This is a genomic window from Mesorhizobium sp. L-8-3, assembly GCF_016756615.1.
GTDB lineage: Bacteria > Pseudomonadota > Alphaproteobacteria > Rhizobiales > Rhizobiaceae.
Window position 1 is genome coordinate 765696 of the sequence record NZ_AP023262.1, and the last position, 19171, is coordinate 784866.

Consider the following 19171-nt stretch of genomic DNA (forward strand, 5'->3'; position numbering starts at 1 on the left):
TTGTGGGTTCACTCAAGCTCGAGAATGTGAAGAAGTCCTTCGGCCAGGTCGACGTGCTGAAAGGCATCGACCTCGACGTCACCGACGGCGAGTTTGTCGTTTTCGTCGGGCCGTCTGGCTGCGGAAAATCGACCCTGCTCAGGATCATCGCCGGGCTCGAGGACGCGACCGCGGGCCATGTGCGCATCGACGGCCAGGCGGTGAACGCTACGCCGCCGGCCAGGCGCGGCATCGCCATGGTCTTCCAGACCTATGCGCTCTATCCGCATCTGACGGTCAGGAACAATATGGGCCTCGGCCTGAAGCAGGCGGGCGCGCCGGCGGCGGAGATCGACACGCGCATCAAGGCGGCGTCGGCCATGCTGTCGCTCGAGCCCTATCTGGAACGGCGGCCGGCCGAGCTTTCCGGCGGCCAGCGCCAGCGTGTCGCGATCGGTCGCGCGGTGGTGCGCGAGCCGAAGCTCTTCCTGTTCGACGAGCCCTTGTCCAACCTCGATGCAGCACTTCGCGTCAATACGCGCCTGGAGATCGCCCAGTTGCACCGGCGCCTGTCGGCGACGATGATCTACGTCACCCATGACCAGGTCGAGGCGATGACGCTGGCCGACAAGATCGTGGTGCTGAATGCCGGCCGCATCGAGCAGATCGGCGCGCCGATGGAGCTATACAATTCCCCGGCCAACGACTTCGTCGCCGGCTTCATCGGCTCGCCGAAGATGAACTTCATCGACGGCGCCCGGCTCGGCGAGACGGCGAGGACCATCGGCGTGCGCCCTGAACATCTGACGGTCGACACTGCGTCAGGTGCGTGGAAGGGCACCGTGATCCATGCCGAGCATCTCGGCGCCGACACCAATCTCTATCTCGACTGCGAGAAGGCCGGACTGCTGACGGTGCGCATCTTCGGCGTCTACGATGCCGAACCCGGCGCGACGCTGTTCGTCACGCCCGATCCGGAGCGTACTTATCGCTTCGACGCCGACGGCAGGACGATGAAGTGAGATAGCGGGCGCTCCCGCCGTCGATGGTGTCGGGCCGGGGACAGGCGATCCCTGACCCTGTCCTCTGTTGCGCCGGGCTGGGCCCCTCATCCGCCTGCCCGTCCTCCGCAGCAGCTGCGGAGGACGGGCAGGCAGATGAGGGTCAGCGTCGGCGGTCGACGAATAAGCCGTCGCGGCGCCGGTCAGGCGTCCGGCCGGACCTTCTGTTTCTGCGTGCCCAGCCCTTCGATGCCGAGCTCGATCACGTCGCCCGACTTCAGGTAGCGCGGCGGCTTCATGCCCATACCGACGCCGGGCGGGGTGCCGGTGGAGATGATGTCGCCCGGTCTCAGGCTCATGAACCGGCTGAGATAGGAGACCAGGAAGGCGACGCCATAGACCATCGTCCTGGTCGAGCCGTCCTGCACAGTTTCGCCGTTGACCTTCAGCCACATCTTCAGGTCCTGCGGGTCGGCAACCTCGTCCTTCGTCACCAGCCAGGGGCCGGTCGGTCCGAAGCTGTCGCAGGACTTGCCCTTGGTCCACTGGCCCGAGCGCTCGGTCTGAAAGGCACGTTCGGAAACGTCGTTCACCACGCAATAGCCGGCGACGTAGTCGAGCGCGTCGGCTTCGCTCACATATTTAGCCGTCTTGCCGATGACGACTCCGAGCTCGACTTCCCAGTCGGTCTTTTCGGAGCCGCGCGGAATGAGCACGTCGTCGTCGGGGCCGACGATCGCAGAGGTTGCCTTCATGAAGATGATCGGCTCCGGCGGGACCGTCGCGCCGGTCTCGGCCGCGTGATCGGAATAGTTGAGCCCAATGCAGATGAACTTGCCCGTGCCGGAGACGCAAGGCCCGAGACGCGGCGTGCCGGCGACGGCGGGCAGTGCCTTCGGGTCGAGCGCGGCGAGCCTCGCCAGCGTTGCCGGTTCGAGGGCGGCTCCGGCAAAATCGGGGACATGCTCCGAAAGATCGCGGATCACACCGTCGGCATCGATCAGACCCGGGCGCTCATTGCCCGGCTCGCCATAACGCAGCAATTTCATGAGAGCTTCTCCGTGATGTCAGGTCAGATCGACCAGCCGCCGTCGATATTGTAGGTCTGGCCGGTCGTGTAGGTGGCGCCGGCGAGATAGACCGCCAGGTCGGCGATTTCCTCAGGGGTGCCGAGCCGGCCCATGGGCTGGCGCGCGATGAAGGCGGCGCGCGCGGCGTCATAGTCGCCCTGGGCACGCATGCGGTCCTCGAGCGACGGGCTCTCCACGGTGCCGGGGCAGATCGCGTTGCAGCGAATGCCCTTGCCGACGAAATCGGCGGCGACCGCCTTGGTCAGGCCGACGACGGCCGCCTTGGTCAGGCCATAGGCGAAACGGTTGGGCACGCCCTTGATGGAACCGGCCAGCGACGACATGTTGATGATCGAGCCGCCGCCGCGCTCGAGCATGCCGGGCAGCACGGCGCGGATGGTGCGGACCATCGAGCGCACATTGAGATCGAGGGCGAAGTCGAGTTCGGCGTCCTTCATGTCGAGGATCGTGCCGGCATGAACGAAGCCGGCGCAGTTGAACAGGACATCGACCGGCCCGATCTCCTTGAAGAAGGCCTCGACGTCGGCATCCTTCAGCACGTCGAGCTTGGCCGTGACGATGCCGGATTCGCCGTCGAGCTCGCGCAACAGCACCAGATTGACGTCGGTCGCGACGACCTTGGCGCCGGCACGCGCGAAAGCCAGGGCCGAGGCCCGGCCGATGCCCTGAGCCGCCGCCGTCACGACGGTCGTCTTGCCTTCCAAAGAACCGGACATAGTCTCTCCCCTACCGCATCGGCCCGACGATCGATCTTCGCGAAGCAATGCGCATCGACACGAATCCTGGAACGTTCCTTGCACGTTCCAAGAAAGCGCGGCGCTCCAATGCCCGCGCATTCGTAGATTTCCGCGCCGCCTGCGTCAACGACGCGTCTCGCATGCAGATGTCATTCCACTTCGCTCAATCGCCGTAGGGTACCCAGACGTTCTTCACCTCGATGGCGCGGCGGAGCAGCGTGTCGCTCTCTACCGCGTTCCAGTCGAGCGAGCGGCCGTTCGTGGTCCAGACCCGCTTCAGATTGCCGGTCGAATCGGCCTCCGCCTTCGCGCAGGTTTCGGCATCGGCCACGATCCACAGGCCGTCGACATCGTCGTGCTTGGCCAGCACGCCCGCGAGCTCCGCCGAGCGGCCCGTCACGATGTTGATGGCGCCTGCCGGCAAATCGGAATATTCGATGACCTGGTAGAGGTCGGTGGCGATCAGCGGATATCTCTGAGACGGCACTGCGACGACCGCGTTGCCCATGGCGAGCGCCGCTCCCGCCAGGGACACCAGACCGAGCAGGGGCATGTCGTCACCCGCCACGATGCCGACGACGCCGACCGGCTCGTGCAGCGCCAGCGCGACGGCGCGAGCGGGCGGCTGATGGACCCGGCCCTCGAACTTGTCGGCCTGGCCGGCATAGTCGAACAGACGCTCGATCGAAGCCTCGACCTCCGCCCGTGCGGCCTTGGCGGATACTCCCGTGAGCACGGCGATGCGGCCGGCGAACTCCTCGGCGCGGATCGACAGGTTCTCGGCGAGGAAATAGAGCACCTGGCTGCGGTTGAAGGCCGTCGCCTCGCCCCAGCTCCTGGTGGCCGCGCGCGCGGCCGTGACGGCGTCGCGTATGTCCTTGCGGTTGCCGAGGCCGACATCGCCGACGAAACGCCCCTTCCGGTCCGCCACCACCAGCGAATAGTTGCCGTCGGGACGGACCTGCTTGCCGCCGATGAACAGCTTGGCCGTGCGGTCGATCGCGGGCGCTTCGGCCTCGGGGCGTTCGGCAATGGCCACGTCTGCTGCCGCCGGCTTGATCACGGCGCCGAAAGGCAGCTTCGACACGAGATATTCATACATCCCTTCGCGCCCGCCTTCTCGGCCGAAGCCGCTCTCGCGATAGCCGCCGAAGCCGCAGGCGGCATCGAACATGTTGGTGCCGTTGACCCAGACGACGCCGGCCTCGAGCTGCGGCGCGACATGCAGCGCCAGATTGATGTTCTCGCTCCACACCGAGGCGGCGAGGCCGTAACGCGTGTTGTTGGCGAGCTCGACCGCCTCCTCCGTGTTGCGGAAGGTCATGGCGGCGAGCACCGGGCCGAACACCTCCTCCTGGGCGAGGATGTTGGCGGGCGACACACCGGTCGCCAGCGTCGGCAGATGGAAATAGCCCGTCTCCGGCAGTCGGGCATCGGGCTGCCAGCACACTGCACCCTGTCTGGCGCCTTCGGCCACGAGCCCACGGACCCGGTCGAGCTGCGTCTGGTCGACCAGCGGCCCGATATCGGTGTTCTTGTCGAGCGGGCTGCCGACAACCAGGCGCGCCATGCGCGTCTTGACTTTGGCGAGGAAGGCTTCGGCGACGCCTTCCTGCACGAGTAGGCGCGAGCCGGCGCAGCAGACCTGGCCCTGATTGAACCAGATGCCGTCGACCAGCCCTTCCACGGCGCTGTCGAGATCGGCGTCCTCGAACACGACGAAGGCCGACTTGCCGCCGAGTTCCAGCGACAGCTTCTTGCCCGATCCGGCCGTCGCCTTGCGGATGATCTTGCCGACCTCGGACGAGCCGGTGAAGGCGATCTTGTCGATGCCGGAATGGTTGACGATCGCCGCGCCCGCCTCAGGGCCGCCCTGGACGATGTTGACCACGCCCTTCGGCACGCCGGCGCGCTCGCAGATCTCGGCAAAGAGGATCGCCGTCAGCGGCGTGAACTCGGCCGGCTTCAGCACCACGGTGCAGCCGGCAGCCAGCGCCGGCGCAATCTTCCAGGCCAGCATCAGCAGCGGGAAGTTCCAGGGGATGATCTGGCCGACCACGCCCGCCGCCTTGTGGCCGGGGAATTCGCGGTCGAGCGACTGCGCCCAGCCCGCGTGATGGATGAAGTGGCGGATTGCCAGCGGCACGTCGATATCGCGGCTCTCGCGGATCGGCTTGCCGTTGTCGATCGATTCCAGCACCGCGAGCAGGCGCTGATGGCGCTGCATGGCGCGGCCGACGGCGTAGAGCACCTTGGCGCGGGCAAAGCCGGAAGAGGCCTGCCATTTCGGCAGCGCCTTGGTTGCGGCGGCAACCGCCGCGTCGATGTCGGCAGTGCCCGCATCGGCGACCTTGGCTAGGAGCTTGCCCGATGACGGCTCTGTCACGTCGAAGGTCCTGCCGCCGGCGGCCGCCGCCCAGACGCCGCCGATGAAGAGCGCTCTGGAAAAATCCCTGCCGGCGAGCCAGGCATCGGCCTCGTTGCGTGCTTCCGGCGCCGGGCCGTAGTCCATGGCGTTGTAGCGTTCGAGGATGTTCATGATGGGTGTCTCCCGAGAAAGGGGAAATTCCGTTTTGGCAACCTGCAGGGTCCTGAAATGAATCCGTAGCCAACTTCCGCGCGGTGGCGCCCGCTCACCCGGCCTCCGCTTCGCTCGGCCACCCTCTCCCCGAGGGGAGAGGAGGTTTTCGGACGTTGACGCTTCACCCGACTAGGATGACGACTGGCCGTGGCGGTCCACGATCTCCTCTCCCCTTGGGGAGAGGGTGGCCGAGCGAAGCGGAGGCCGGGTGAGGGGGCACGCACGCTAGGAGAGCTCCGAGACTTGTCGGCGGTCACGCCATGGCGTGGCGGTGACCGGCCGAGTAATGGCCGGTGAGGTGATGTTCCAGCTGGCGTTCTATGTCGGTGAGCAGGCTCGACGCGCCGAAGCGGAAAAGCTCCGGCTCCAGCCACGGCCGGCCGAGTTCCTCTTTCATCAGCACCAGCCAGTCGAGCGCGCTCTTGGCGGTGGAGATGCCGCCGGCCGGCTTGAAGCCGATGAGATAGCCCGTCGCCTCGAAATAGGCGCGGATCGCGCGAACCATGGCGAGGCCTACGGGCAGCGTGGCGTTGACGCTTTCCTTGCCTGTCGAGGTCTTGATGAAATCGGCGCCCGCCATCATCGCCACCATGGAGGCCAGCGTCACGTTCCGCAGCGTCGACAGGTCGCCGGTGCCGAGGATCACCTTGAGATGCGCTTCCCCGCAGGCCGCCCGCATGGCGACGATCTCGTCATAGAGCTCTTGCCATCTGGCCCCATAGACCAACCCGCGCGGGATGACGACGTCGATCTCGTCGGCCCCATCCTTCACCGAGGCCTCGATCTCCTGGAGCCTGGTCGACAGCGGCGCGAGGCCATGTGGAAAGGCCGTGGACACAGCGGCGACATGGACGCCGGAGCCCTTCAAGGCGTCGACGGCGGTCGCGACGAACGGGTGATAGACGCAGACCGCGGCCGGTCGGATCTTCGCCTCCGCGACCCCCAGCCCCTCGGCGATATCAGGCCGGAGCGGATTGAGAGCCTTGGCGCAGAGCCGGCGCACGCGCTCGTCGGTGTCGTTGCTGTTGAGCGTTGTCAGGTCCATCAGCGCGATGGCGCGCAACAGCCAGGCAGCCTGGTTGTCGGCCTTGATGCTGCGCCTCTTGGTCATGCTGGCGACGCGCCGCTCCAGCGCGCTGCGGTTGACGTAGCGCATCGCCTCAAGGAAACCGAGGTCGAGCGGCATGCCCGGGTTGCGGGCGATGCCATGGCTGGAGACATCGGGCACATTGGCCGCCACCAGCGGCAGCGGCGTAACCGTCGCCGTCCCGATCTCGGCTTCGCGAATCCTGGTGCTCATGCGCACTTTCCTCCTGCGCTCATGCGGCGTGGTCGACCGCTGCAGCGAAGGGAGGATAGCCCGCGAGGCGCCGCTTCACGAGTCCCGAGGAAGCTGGATGGAGAAAAAACGACCCGGGACGACCGGCAACGAACCCATCCGATCAGGGCGCGCAAATGACCAGCTCGACTGCTGATATGCCGGGTCGGGTTTCCCCAGGCTCCGGCCGATTCGAAAAATTCAGCCGACGAAGGCGCGTTCGACGACGAACTCGGCCGGATGGTTGAGCGAGCCTTCGGTGAAGCCGAGGCTCTCGACCAGTTCCTTGACGTCCTTCAGCATCGACATGGAGCCGCAGATCATGACGCGGTCGGTCGCAGGGTCGAGCGGCGGAATGCCGAGATCCGCATAGAGCTTGCCGTTTTCGATGAGCCTGGTGATGCGGCCCATGCGCGGCGAGATCTCGCGGGTGGTCGTGCAGTAGTGCGTCAGGCGCCCAGCGGCGACCTCGCCGATCAGCGGGTCGTTGGCGGCCTGGTCGAACAGTTCCTCGCCGTAACGCAGCTCGGCATGGTCGCGGCAGGTATGGGTGAGGATGACCTCTTCGAACTTCTCATATGTGTCGGGATCGCGCACAAGGCTGGCGAAGGGCGCGATGCCGGTTCCGGTCGAGATCATGAACAGGCGCTTGCCCGGGGTCAGCGCATCGACAACAAGCGTGCCCGTTGCCTTCTGGCGCATCAGAACGGTGTCGCCCGGCTGGATCTTCTGCAGCTCCGAGGTCAGCGGACCGTCCGGAACCTTGATCGAGAAGAACTCGATCTCGTCGTCCCAGGCCGGGCTGGCAATGGAATAGGCGCGGAAAACCGGCTTCTCGGCATTGGGCAGGCCGATCATCACGAACTCGCCCGAACGGAAGCGGAAGGACTGCGGCCGCGTGATACGGAAGGAAAAGAGCCGGTCGGTGTAGTGCTTGACCGACACGACCGTCTCGGCATGGGCGTTGGCCGGGATCGGGAACTGCCTGACCTCGGCGTCCGTCGTCTTCAGGGCGGTGGCTGCGGGCTGCATCGAATCCGAACCTTTCGGTGGCAATTTTCGCCCGAGCCGACCACAGCACGCGGAAGCGTTCATCCGGCGCGCCTGGCTGACAGCTTGGAAGCGAGGGAGTACTTGTCAGGTAAAGTTATTAGTATACAAATGAATATCGCGTCAAGATCGGGACAGGAAACACCTTTCCAATCAGTGACGTATCCTTAGGCTCGGCATTTCGGGTTTCGCGCATGGCGGAGAACGATCGCGCAGGAGACGGCGGTGTCGTGGCCGGCATCGATGTCGGCGGCACGTTTACCGACCTGATCCTGATCGACGGGCGCGACGGCGGCAAGGTGCGGATCGCCAAGACGCCGACCACGCCCGCCAACCAGGCTTTCGGCGTCGTCTCGGCGCTGGCCGAGGCAGGACTGCCTGTCGACCGGATCGACCTCATCGTCCACGGCACCACGACCACCACCAATGCCGTCCTGGAACGCCGGCTGGCCCGGACGGGCATGATCACCACACGCGGCTTCCGCGACATCATCGAGCTTGGCCGGCGCACCCGGCCGCAGCCCTATGGCATGACCGGCGTCTTCGTGCCTGTCATTCCGCGCAATCTCAGACTCGAAGTCGACGAACGGGTCCTAGCCTCCGGCGCCATACGAGCGCCGCTCGACGAGGCCGGCGTGCGTGCAGCCGTGCAAAGGCTGCTCGCGGAAGGTTGCGAGGCGCTCGTCATCCACTTCCTGCATTCCTATGCCAACCCCGCTCATGAGCGGCGCGCCGCCGAGATCGCCGCGGAGATCTGGCCGAACAGCTATGTCACGACCGGCCATGCGCTTCTGTCGGAGGCGCGCGAATTCGAGCGGGGCGTCACCGCCGCCGTCAACGCCTCTGTCCAGCCGATCCTGGAACGCTACGTCGAGCGGCTGCGGCGCGAGCTCGAAACGCGCGGCTATATCAGAGACTTCCTGATCATGAACGGCAATGGCGGCATGATCTCCGCCCGCTTCGTGGCACGGGAGGCAGCCAAGACCGTCATGTCCGGACCGGCGTCCGGGGTGATTGCGGCCGCCTATACGGGCCGCCGGGCCGGCCTTTGCGATCTCGTGACCTACGATATGGGCGGGACGTCCACCGACGTGGCGCTGATCCGCAACGCGCAGCCCTCCGTCTCCAACGAGACCGAGATAGAATATGCCATGCCGATCCATGTGCCGATGGTAGACGTTCACACCGTCGGCGCCGGCGGCGGCTCGATCGCGCGCGTCGACGCGTCGGGCCTGATACAGATCGGACCCGAAAGCGCGGGCGCGGTGCCCGGGCCGATCTGCTACGGGCGCGGCGGCACCGAGCCGACCATCACCGACGCCAATCTCGTGCTCGGCCGCCTCGATCCGGCCAGGCTGCTCGCCGTCGACGTGCCGGTCGGGGTCGACCAGGTGCGGGACATCTTCGCCGAACGCATCGGCCGCGCCACCGGCCTCGACGGCGTGGCCGCAGCGGGCGCGGCTTTGCAGCTCGCCAATATGAAGATGGCCGGGGCGATCCGCATGGTGTCGGTCTCGCGCGGCCACGATCCGCGCGATTTCGTGCTCTTCGCCTTTGGCGGCGCCGGGCCGCTGCACGCAACGGCGCTCGCCCGCGAGCTCGGCCTGCCGAAGGTGCTGGTGCCGGCGCGGCCGGGGATCACCAACGCGCTAGGCTGCGTGGTGGCCGATCTGCGGCACGATTTCGTCAACACGCTGAACCGGCCAGTCGCTACCCTCGACGAGGCGGAAGCCACGGCCGTGCTGGAACGACACCGTGCGGACGGCGCGGCACTGATCGCCAAGGAGGCGGTCCGGCCGAGCACGATCCGCTACGCCCATTCGGCCGACATGCAGTTCGTCGGCCAGACCCATATCCTCAACGTGCCGCTGCCTTCGGCCGCCGTCAGCCGCGCCGTTCTCCAGGACCTGTTTGAGAAGGCCTACTTCGCTCGTTTCAAGGTGGCGTTGCCGGAGATCAGGGCGAACCTCGTCAATCTCAACACGTCGGTGTCAGGCGTGCGGCCCGACGTCGACCTCTCGGCGCTGATCGATCCCGGGGGCCGGGCGACGACTCTCGTCGGGGCGCTGCGCGGGCGCCGCCCGGTCTGGTTCGACGGCGGCTGGCATGACACGCCGGTCTATGATCGCGAGAAACTGCCGCTCGACGCCCCGGTCGCCGGCCCGGCGATCCTCGAACAGCTCGACGCCACCACGGTCATCGAACCGTCCGACCGGGCGAGTTCCGACGCCGACGGCAACATCCTCATCGAGATCGGGAAAGGCTGAGGCCGTGGTTCCAGATGCGCGCATATCGCCCCCTCACCCGGCCTCCGCTTCGCTCGGCCGACCTCTCCCCGCGGGCCCCGCGGGGGAGAGGGGATCGGAGAACATGGCACTCGGTTCTCCCCGAGCTACAGTCGAGCATTGCGGTCGAACACTCCCTCTCCCCGACGGGGAGAGGTCGGCCGAGCGAAGCGGAGGCCGGGTGAGGGGGACTCTGCCGCGAAGCTGGAACCAACCATCGGACCCGGCGGCATAGGCATGGCCGAACTCGACGCCATCACGCTTTCCGTCATCCAGGCCGCGCTGCAGCAGGTCTGCGACGAGATGGACCTGACCTTCTCCCGGGCCGCCTTCTCGCCCGTGATCGCCGAGGCCAACGACCGTTCAGACGGCATCTATTCGGCCGTCGACGGGTCGCTGATCGCGCAGGGCGCGCAAGGCCTGCCCGTCTTTGTCGGGGTGATGCAGCATTCCACGCGGACGCTCATCGACATGATCCGGGAGGGCCGCTGCCTGCCGCCCGAAGAAGGCGACATCTACATCGTCAACGACCCCTATCTCGGCGGTACGCATCTGATGGATGTGCGTTTCGTCATGCCCGTCTATCGCGACGGCGCGATCTATTGCTGGCTCTCCAATACCGGCCATTGGCCCGATATCGGCGGCGCCGTGCCCGGCGGCTTCTCCGCCTCGGCGACGGCGGTCGAACAGGAAGGCTTGCGTCTTCCGCCGGTGAAGCTGTTCAAGAAGGGCGTGATGGACCCGGAGATCTTCGCGATCATCACCTCCAACATCCGGGTGGCCGACCAGCGCATCGGCGACATCAAGGCGCAAGCCGCGGCCCTGCTGGTGGGCCAGGAGCGGCTGTCGGCCATTCTCGACCGCTATGGCGACGAAACCGTTTCCGCGGCGATCGCGGAATTGCGCCGGCGCGCCGCCGCGCAGATGCGGGCCCATATCCGCGGTATCGCGGACGGGGTCTATCGCGCGAAGGCCCATGTCGATTCCGACGGCGTCGTCGACCAGCCGCTGACCATCGCGCTCGCCGTCGAAAAGACGGGCGAGCAACTGGTCTTCGACTTCGCCGGTTCGAGCCCGCCCTGCGCCGGGCCGATGAACAGCGTCATCGCCACGACCCTGTCGTCGGTCTATCTGGCCATGCGCCACATCTTTCCCGACGTGCCGATCAGCGCGGGCGCCTTCGAACCCCTTGTCGTGAAACGGCCGGAAGGCACCTTCCTCGACGCGCGCTATCCGCGGCCGGTCTCGGGCTGCGCCGCCGAAGTCTCGCAGCGCATCGCCGAGGCCGTGTTCGCGGCCATGGTGCAGGCCCTGCCCGACAAAGTGACGGCGGCGCCGGCCGGATCGAGCGGCAATTTCGCGCTCGGCGGACATGATCCGACGCGTCGCCGCGACTTCGTCATGTACCAGATCTCCGGCGGCGGCTATGGCGGCAATTCCCGGCATGACGGGCTCTCCAACGGCTGCTCGACCATCGGAATCTCGAAATCGCCCCCGGTCGAGGTGATGGAGCAGGCCTATCCGGTGCTCTATCGCCATTATGCTTTGCGCGAGGGCTCCGGCGGCGCCGGCCGGCACCGCGGCGGCTTCGGCCTTTCCTACGAGGTCGAACTGCTGCGCGGCGAAGCGCGCGCCTCCTTCGTGATGGATCACGGCCGCTTCGGCCCGCAGGGCGCCTGCGGCGGCGGCGATGGGGCGGTCAACATGGTCACGGTTTTCCGCGACGGCGAGGCGCATACGCCACCCCATCTCTCCAAGGAACAGGACATCCCGCTCAAGGCCGGCGACCGGGTCAAGGTCGGCACCCCTGGCGGCGGCGGCTACGGCGACCCGCATCTTCGCGACCGCGAGCTGGTGCGCCGTGACGTGGCGCTGGGCTACTACACGGCTGCCGAGGCGGCGGAGATGTTCGGGCCGTTCTGAGCCGGTCATACCAGCTTACCTGGTAGTCGACACACCCAGGCGGGGATGCCGACGCATCCACGCGAAGTCAGCCGCCGCCGGGCGTGGGCCACTCAGTCGCGCTTTCACACATGCGCGTCGCCGTAGGCGAACTCGCCATCGTGAGCCTGGGTCAGGAAGGCGACACCGAACAGCCCGGCGAAGAAGAAGGCCACCATCCCGACGACCAGCCAGCCCGGCAGAGGTCCGAGCGCCGCGGCCGAGATGGCGCCGCGTAGCGATTGCGCGAAGCCGGTTTCGGCCGTCTCGGCCTGGAGGCTCGGCGTCGAGAGCTTGACCACCCAGGCGAGAAGCAGGATCAGGAACATGTAGATGTAGTTCCGCCGCAACCGGCGCGCGAATGCGGCCCGATGGGAGATCAGGAACTGCGGGGCGCGCAGGCTTTCGCCCAGGATCAACTGCCAATCCGATGCGAAATTCGGCTGCGGAGCGACGATCTGGGCAAAATAATGGCGCTCGAACTGGCGAACGCGGAAACGATAGACGTCGAAGAAACGATAACGCCTCGCCTCGATCCACAACAGAAGCAGGATGAGCAGCATGGCGAAGAGCAGCACGCCGTGATGGGCGTTCGGCGTCGACAGCGACACCGATAACATCGCCGCCACCACCGTGATCGCCCAGTTGGTCGTCCTGTCGAGCCGGTCGCGCCAGCCCGCCATGCGGCCGATCTCCGCACGGTGGAAATGCGACATGGTGGTGGCGAACTCGGAGGACGAGAGCGCTCGCGCGGGAAGGTCTTCGACGACTGCCGGCTTCATGTTCCAAAGGGCCCGGTCGGACTGGGACTACTCCAATATCTGGCGCACGGACATCGTCCGGCAATGCGTTGCCAAGTCGAATGACGGCAGTGCCATGGAGGCCGAAAGGCTGCTCTCGGCCGACCGGATCGTGCTGCAGTTTCCCGTGCAGTGGTACTCGACGCCGCCGCTTCTGAAGGCATGGATGGATGTCGTCCTGACGCATGTACTACGTCCTCCACGAGACCGAAGGCAGCCGCCTCGAAGGCCGGCCAATCCTGATCGCCGCCACCGCCAGCAATGTGCCGGAGGCCTATTCGCCGGCCGGGCAGAACCTTTTTCCCTTGGCCGAGTTGCTCAGTCCGTTGCGCGCCGCGGCTCATCGTTGCCGGCTGCGCTGGGCCGAACCCTTCCTGGTCTACCGCGCCGGCAAGTCGTCCGACGCCGAACTGGCCGATACCGCCCGGCTCTACGCCGAAACCTTGCGCGACTGGCAGGCCGCCGCCCCTTCGGCGACGGCCGCGTGACCGGGGAGCAAAACCTGTCCGCCGCAACCCGCCTCCGGAACGGCCGAGCGCGACCATTCAAACGGCTCCTGCTCTCAACTCGCGATATATGCCGCATAGAGATCGGCGATCCGCCGGGTCACCGGCCCTGGTTGTCCGTTGCCCACCCTGCGCCCATCGATCCGCGTAACCGGCGTGATCCCGCCAAGCGTGCCTGTGACGAAGGCTTCGGAGGCCCCATAGACCTCCGCCAAAGTGAAATCCTGCTGGCGTACGACATAACCAGCATCCGCGTAGAGCTTGATCACCTTCTTGCGCGTAATGCCATTGAAGTTGAACCGCCCGGTCGACGTCCAGAGTTCTTCTCCGCGAACGATGAAGAAGTTCGTCGAATTGCAGCTGGCAACAAAGCCGTGAGGATCCAGCATCAGCGCTTCGTCAGCGCCGGCGTTGATTGCCTGAATGAGGGCGTGGATGAAGTTCAGCCGACTATGGGAATTCAGACGGAGATCGAAGACATCGGGCGTGCTGCACCGTATCGTGGAGGTCAGGAGCGAGAGGCCGTTCGTCTTGGACTCCGGCTTCGGAATCTTGAATTCCGCTACGATGACGATGGTGGCTTGGCCCAACGCGAAACGCGGGTCCTGGTTCGGTGTCTTCTTCTTCCCGCGCGTGACCATCACGCGGGCATGCGCCCCATCAGTCATGGCGTTCTTCTCGAAGGTGTGCCGCAGCGCCGCCGTCAGTTCCTCGCGGTTCATGCCGATATCGAGCTGAATCGAATTCGCTCCCTCGTAGAGCCGGTCCAGGTGCTCATCGAGGGCGATGATCTTGCCACCGACGAGGCGGACGCCTTCCCACACCCCGTCGCCAAGCACGAAACCAGCATCGAAGACAGAGACTTTCGCTTCATCCCGTTTGAAGAACTCTCCGTTCACATAGATCAGTACATCGTCATTTCGGCTGTCTGGGACATATCCTTGCGAGCTCGTATTGCTGGCAGCGACTGCGTTCATTTTGATGTTTCCTCAGTATTCAAATCTTTTGGTTTAGCGAGCTCAGAAGGAAAATTCGGTGAAGCGATTGAGGAATGCGCGGGTGCGTTCCTGCTTCGGATGCTTTAGAACCTCATCGGGGGTGCCGACTTCGTGAAAGACCCCATCCGCCAGAAAGATGACCTTCGTCGCAAAGTGGTATGCAAATCCAAGTTCGTGCGTAACCAGCAGCATCGTCCGACCTTCTTCCGCCAGTTGCCGGATGACGCGCAGTACTTCCCCGACAAGTTCCGGGTCGAGCGACGAGGTGGGCTCGTCGAACAGCAGGATCTCCGGCTCCATCGCCAGCGATCGCGCGATTGCGACGCGCTGCTGTTGGCCACCGGACAGGCGGCCGGGATAGGCGTCCAGCTTGTCGCCGAGGCCGACCTTTTCCAGTTCCTTTACGGCCCTGTCACGGGCGGCCTCACGTTTCATGCCCTTGACGGTCACGAGGCCTTCCATGGCATTTTCCAGAACGGTCATGTGCGGGAAAAGGTTAAACTGCTGGAACACCATGCCGACGCGCTCGCGGACTGTGCAGAGTTCGGCTTCGGGATAACGGCGCGCACCGTCCTTACCTTGCCGCTTGCCGATTTCCTTTCCGTCCAGAGCGATGGTGCCGCGGGTCGGCATTTCCATGAAGTTCAGGCAGCGAAGGAAGGTGCTTTTGCCGGAGCCACTGCCACCGATTATGGCAACGCGCTCTCCTGCCCCAACGGAAAAGTCGATCCCCTTGAGGACATGTAGATCTCCAAACCACTTGTGCAGGTTCGAGACACCAAGAACGGGCTCATTCATTGCAGTATCTCCCTGGGCCGGCACTAAGCCTTCGCCGCAAGGCGCTTTTCAAGGCGCGCGGACAGCCAAGTACCGGGATAAATAAGGACGAAATAGATGACGGCGACCGCCGTCAGGATTTCGAGCGGGCGGTAGTAGGTCGAACTGAGAAGGCGCCCCTGATACATCAGTTCATGCACGGAGAGGACCGAAGCGAGCGAGGACATCTTTGCGACCTCGATGGCTCGGTTCGTGAAGGCCGGCAGCATCCGCTTGAACACCTGCGGCAGAATGATGCGTCGCAAGATCTTCGACTGACGCATACCGAGCGCGCGCGCACCCTCCCACTGGCCTTGGGCGATGGACTGGATGCCGCCCCTGAATATCTCTGCTGAATAGGCCGATGTGTTGAGCGCCAGCCCAAGCAATGCGGCAGTGAACGGCGAGAGCTGAACCCCGATGACGATAGGGAAGGCGTAGAAGAACCAGATGAGCTGGATCAGAACGGGTGTGTCGCGGAAAAGCTCAATGTACAACAAGCTCGGCACATGCAGGGCCGGACTCTTCGACAGCCTTGCGAGCGAAAGGAAGAACCCCGCCGTCAGTCCAATCAGGATGCTCGGCACCCACAATTCAACAGTTACGAGCAGCCCACGAAAAAGGACCGGCATGCTTTGGAGGACGAGTCCGAAATCAAATTGATAGTCCATTCTCGTGCTCCTCAGCGATAGGCCGTCAGGCGTGCTTCGGCGACGCGAGCAAGCGTGCTGGCTGCAACAAGCAGGATGACGTACATCACGGCGATCGTCGTATAGACTTCGAGAGGCCGGAAGGTCTCGCTGTTGACGAGCATTGCCTGATAGAGAAGGTCGGCATAGGCGAGTGTCGATGCAAGCGCGGTTGTCTTCGTCAGCTCGAAAGAGCGCTCTACGAAGGGGGCGAACATTCGGGTCATTGCTTGAGGCAGGATGATACGCCGCATCATCTGCGAGTGCCGCATTCCGAGCGACCGCGCGCCTTCCCATTGCCCTTTCTCGATCGAGACGATCCCGCCACGGAAGACTTCCGCATAGAACGCACCCGACTGGGTGGAGAGAGCCATGACCGCCGCTACGAACGGGTCGAGGCTGACATTGACAAGTACTGGCAACGCGTAGTAGAACCAAAAGAAGTGAATGATCGGAGGTGTATTCCTGTAGAACTCGACAAAGGCAGTCGCCGGGACCGAAAGGTATTTTTTCAGCGAAAGCTTGAGGAAAGCCAGGACCAAACCAACGATGACGCCAAGAAAAATCGAAATGCCGGCAATTTTTATGGTGTTGACGAGACCGACCAACAGTATGTCCCACCTGGACCAGACACCGGAAAAATCCCACTGATAGTTCATGCGAAGCGAGCCCTTTGCGCATGCAAAGCCGTAATCGCGCTGGTTTTGCCGGCGACCATCCTTGCGTCAGAGATGTGAAGTGCGCAGGAGGACGCGCGAAGCGCCCTCCTGCGGGCAAGGAATTTACTTCCAAGCCTCTTTGACGAGCCCCGGAATGCCGGTCGGATCGATATTCTTCGACTTGAGGTAGGCCCCGAAAATCTGATCCGGAACGCCGTCCTTATAGAGCGTGGCGAAATGTTCGCTCACCCAATCGCGGAAGGCAGGGTTGGTTTCCTTGCGCAAGCCGGCACTGGTCGGCACTGGATTGACGGGGGAAGGCAGGATCACCTTGCCAAGCTTGAGGCGGGAATACTGAACAACCAATGCCGGGTGAAACTGCACCACGACATCGACTCGTCTGGACGCGAACGCCGCGATCGCCTCGTCGTTGTTGGAGAAACGGCTGATTTCGGCGTTCTTCACCATCGCAGTGATGTTCTTGTCGAGCGAGGTGCCGAGCGTGACGCCGATGCGGGTGCCCGCCTTGTCGACGTCTTCCCACTTTCTTATCTCAGAATCTGCCGCGACCAAGGCGCCCATGGCATAGTAGAACAGTGGTGCCTCCGGGAAATCGATTGCCTTCTTTCGCTCTTCCGTGGGATCGAGGACGAACATCAGGTCGATCTGATTGGCCTGCAGGGCTGCGACGGCATTGGCCCAGGTCGTCTCCACCGGAACGAGGGTGGCGCCGAGGTCTGCCGCAAGCTTTTCGCCCATCGCAACGCCAACGCCGGTCCACTTTTCCGTCATTGGGTCCTTGAAGAACCACGGTTCTGCCGAGGTGACGCCGATCCGAAGCTGTTTGTCTTGCTTGATACGATCAAGCGTGGAGCCCTCCTGGGCGAGCGCGGGCATAGTCATGCAGGCGAGCCCAGCAGCGGAAATGGCAATAAAAGCTCTACGCGTCGTTTTCATAGGGTCTATTCCTCTGAGGTTCGTAGCCGGGTTGACGGCCTTTTCGGCTCTTATTGTGGGACGTTTGCGAGTTGGGCGGCCCTGCCGGCAGCAGCGGCCGTTGTCTCGACAAGGAGCGTGGGGAGCGCTCCAGGAGTTTCCAGAACTGCAAGCCCCGCGGCGGTGGTCCCGCCCGGGCTTGTCACAGCAACTTTCAGATCACGAGCAGTGCGCGGATCCTGCTCGAGGAGACGCGCGGCGCCGATAACGGTCTGACGCGCAAACTGCTGTGCCACGTCGCCGGGAAAACCCATCTGCTCGGCGGCGCGCTGAAGGTATTCCGTGAAAGCGAATACGTAGCCAGGCCCGCTTCCCGTCACGTCTGTCGCAAGATCGATCTCGTTTTCGCTCGCCAGCCAGCAGAACGTCCCGACCGCGCCGAACACGTCTTCCACAACTTGCCGATCCCTTTCGGAAACAGCGTCCTGGTCGGCAAAGCCAACACTCATGGCAGACGCCGCCAAGGCCGGCAGATTGGGCATCACTCGCACAAAGCGACGGAGGCCGGGGGTGGCGGCTCGCAATCTCGCAAGCGGAATCCCGGCCGCAATCGAGATGACCAGCGCATCGGGGAGATTTGTCCGTGCCGCTTGAAGTGCGGCCTCGGCATGCTGGGGTTTGACCGACAGGATACAAACATCGAAATTCCGATCGTTCAGCCCCTCGAAATCCGCGAGCACCTCGACCGGAGCCTGCGAGGAAAGAAGTTGCCGGGCCCTTTCGACGTCGGGATCGACGGCGGTGATATCGATCGCCGGCATATGCGCGACCGCGCCGTTCGCAATCGCCGCCCCCATGTTGCCGCACCCGATCATCAGAATGGAAAGTGCGGGATGACCAATAGCCGTCATTCCGACGCTCCGATGCGAAGATGTGATTGTTCCGGAGCTTTCGATGCCAATCCGAGCAGAAAATCTTCGGTTTGCTGGCCGCCACGCGCCATATGCTTTCTGATTTCGGCACGCATGGCTTCGAGGTCGTCGCCGAGCGCATTTTCGACATAGCTGTCGTGCCCCTCGCGCCGGGGCCCGCGAATACCATGCGCCCGGTGATGCGCCGCCCAATAGAGCTGCAGCCGCCCTCGGATGCTTTCCCAGGTCTTGAGGAGAATCTTGTGCCCGGAAGCCTCGTAGACGAAGCCGTGGAGCTGAAGCTCGGCGTCGATGCTTGCCACATCGTCCTCGAAATCGATGCAGCGTGTCAGCGCGGCGTGACGGGCCTGGAGACCTTCGCGAAAGGACCGGTCGCGCCGGTCCCAGACAATCTCGAAAGCAAAAATTTCCAGATTCACGCGCATCGAATAGATTTCGCGAATGTCCTCGACTGACAGTTCGACCACATGCGTCCCCGTATAAGGGATGGTGACAAGCAAGCCCTCGTCGATGAGCTGACGCATGGCCTCTCTCAAAGGTCCGCGGCTGACGCCGAATTGCTCTGCAAGGCTCGACTCCGTGACTTGAGCACCGGGCTGGATTTCACCCCTCAGGATGGCGCTGCGAAGCCCATCGACGATATGCGCGCGAAAGGTCGCTTTCGGGATGCGGATAAAACCCCGAGCAGGTTCGCTCACGACACTTCCCTTTTGTCGGTAATCGATTGTCAACAATCAATCACCATTGATCGGGATCGTCAACCGGTTAAATGTCTGCGGCGGCAAAGCGCGTGTTAAACGCCTGCCCTGTTACGATGCTCAATGCCTACGACGGTGTTTTGCCGATACCGAG

Annotated in this window: 17 protein-coding genes and 1 pseudogene; 5 read left to right on the forward strand and 13 right to left on the reverse strand. The window is 64.2% G+C overall.

Features of this window, described 5'->3' with window-relative positions:
• Positions 1–2: 2 nt before the first annotated feature.
• Positions 3–1001, forward strand: coding sequence for an ABC transporter ATP-binding protein (locus JN302_RS03515; protein WP_202331769.1), 999 nt, complete (start codon positions 3–5; stop codon positions 999–1001).
• A gap of 182 nt (positions 1002–1183) precedes the next feature.
• On the opposite strand, the gene JN302_RS03520 is transcribed toward JN302_RS03515, so the two are convergent.
• The 5 genes from JN302_RS03520 to JN302_RS03540 all read right to left on the reverse strand — a co-directional run bounded on the left by JN302_RS03520 (position 1184) and on the right by JN302_RS03540 (position 7739).
• The gene (locus tag JN302_RS03520; protein WP_202331771.1) at positions 1184–2029 is read right to left on the reverse strand and encodes a fumarylacetoacetate hydrolase family protein; all 846 of its coding nucleotides are present in this window, start codon (positions 2027–2029) and stop codon (positions 1184–1186) included.
• 23 nt (positions 2030–2052) lie between these two features.
• A complete protein-coding gene (locus tag JN302_RS03525; RefSeq protein WP_202331773.1) occupies positions 2053–2787 on the reverse strand; it encodes an SDR family oxidoreductase in 735 nt (244 codons plus the stop codon).
• A 184-nt stretch (positions 2788–2971) separates the two neighbouring features.
• On the reverse strand, positions 2972–5347 hold the full coding sequence (locus JN302_RS03530; protein ID WP_202331775.1) for an aldehyde dehydrogenase family protein: 2376 nt from the start codon (positions 5345–5347) through the stop codon (positions 2972–2974).
• A 295-nt stretch (positions 5348–5642) separates the two neighbouring features.
• Positions 5643–6689 (reverse strand): deoxyribose-phosphate aldolase, encoded by a 1047-nt coding sequence (deoC, locus tag JN302_RS03535; RefSeq protein ID WP_202310117.1) that lies wholly within the window; start codon positions 6687–6689, stop codon positions 5643–5645.
• Between the two features lie 219 nt (positions 6690–6908).
• Positions 6909–7739 (reverse strand): ferredoxin--NADP reductase, encoded by an 831-nt coding sequence (locus JN302_RS03540; protein ID WP_202331777.1) that lies wholly within the window; start codon positions 7737–7739, stop codon positions 6909–6911.
• 212 nt (positions 7740–7951) lie between these two features.
• Between JN302_RS03540 and JN302_RS03545 the strand changes: the two genes are divergently transcribed.
• Both JN302_RS03545 and JN302_RS03550 read left to right on the forward strand, forming a co-directional pair.
• Positions 7952–10024: a hydantoinase/oxoprolinase family protein gene (locus JN302_RS03545; RefSeq protein WP_202331779.1), complete on the forward strand. Its 2073-nt coding sequence runs from the start codon at positions 7952–7954 to the stop codon at positions 10022–10024.
• 255 nt (positions 10025–10279) lie between these two features.
• Positions 10280–11965 carry a hydantoinase B/oxoprolinase family protein gene (locus tag JN302_RS03550; protein WP_202331780.1) on the forward strand — a complete coding sequence of 562 codons (1686 nt, stop codon included), beginning with the start codon at positions 10280–10282 and terminating at the stop codon, positions 11963–11965.
• Between the two features lie 104 nt (positions 11966–12069).
• Here JN302_RS03550 and JN302_RS03555 read toward each other — a convergent pair whose 3' ends face one another.
• Positions 12070–12765: a DUF2270 domain-containing protein gene (locus tag JN302_RS03555; protein ID WP_202331781.1), complete on the reverse strand. Its 696-nt coding sequence runs from the start codon at positions 12763–12765 to the stop codon at positions 12070–12072.
• Positions 12766–12859: 94 nt separating this feature from the next.
• Here JN302_RS03555 and JN302_RS39540 point away from each other — a divergent pair.
• Positions 12860–12916 (forward strand): annotated as a pseudogene (locus tag JN302_RS39540) (hypothetical protein); the annotation flags it as partial.
• A 52-nt stretch (positions 12917–12968) separates the two neighbouring features.
• Positions 12969–13271, forward strand: coding sequence for an NAD(P)H-dependent oxidoreductase (locus JN302_RS38900; RefSeq protein WP_244846180.1), 303 nt, complete (start codon positions 12969–12971; stop codon positions 13269–13271).
• Between the two features lie 74 nt (positions 13272–13345).
• On the opposite strand, the gene JN302_RS03565 is transcribed toward JN302_RS38900, so the two are convergent.
• The 7 genes from JN302_RS03565 to JN302_RS03595 form a co-directional block, all read right to left on the reverse strand.
• Positions 13346–14266 carry an aminotransferase class IV gene (locus JN302_RS03565; RefSeq protein ID WP_202331782.1) on the reverse strand — a complete coding sequence of 307 codons (921 nt, stop codon included), beginning with the start codon at positions 14264–14266 and terminating at the stop codon, positions 13346–13348.
• Positions 14267–14308: 42 nt separating this feature from the next.
• Positions 14309–15085, reverse strand: coding sequence for an amino acid ABC transporter ATP-binding protein (locus JN302_RS03570; RefSeq protein WP_202331783.1), 777 nt, complete (start codon positions 15083–15085; stop codon positions 14309–14311).
• Between the two features lie 23 nt (positions 15086–15108).
• Positions 15109–15774, reverse strand: coding sequence for an amino acid ABC transporter permease (locus JN302_RS03575; protein WP_202310124.1), 666 nt, complete (start codon positions 15772–15774; stop codon positions 15109–15111).
• 11 nt (positions 15775–15785) lie between these two features.
• Positions 15786–16400 carry an amino acid ABC transporter permease gene (locus JN302_RS03580; RefSeq protein WP_244742882.1) on the reverse strand — a complete coding sequence of 205 codons (615 nt, stop codon included), beginning with the start codon at positions 16398–16400 and terminating at the stop codon, positions 15786–15788.
• 174 nt (positions 16401–16574) lie between these two features.
• Positions 16575–17408, reverse strand: coding sequence for a transporter substrate-binding domain-containing protein (locus JN302_RS03585; RefSeq protein WP_202310126.1), 834 nt, complete (start codon positions 17406–17408; stop codon positions 16575–16577).
• 50 nt (positions 17409–17458) lie between these two features.
• Positions 17459–18298, reverse strand: coding sequence for a pyrroline-5-carboxylate reductase (proC, locus tag JN302_RS03590; RefSeq protein ID WP_202331784.1), 840 nt, complete (start codon positions 18296–18298; stop codon positions 17459–17461).
• A complete protein-coding gene (locus JN302_RS03595) occupies positions 18295–19017 on the reverse strand; it encodes a GntR family transcriptional regulator (protein ID WP_202310128.1) in 723 nt (240 codons plus the stop codon). Before JN302_RS03595 ends, proC begins: the two co-directional genes overlap by 4 nt.
• Positions 19018–19171 lie beyond the last annotated feature (154 nt).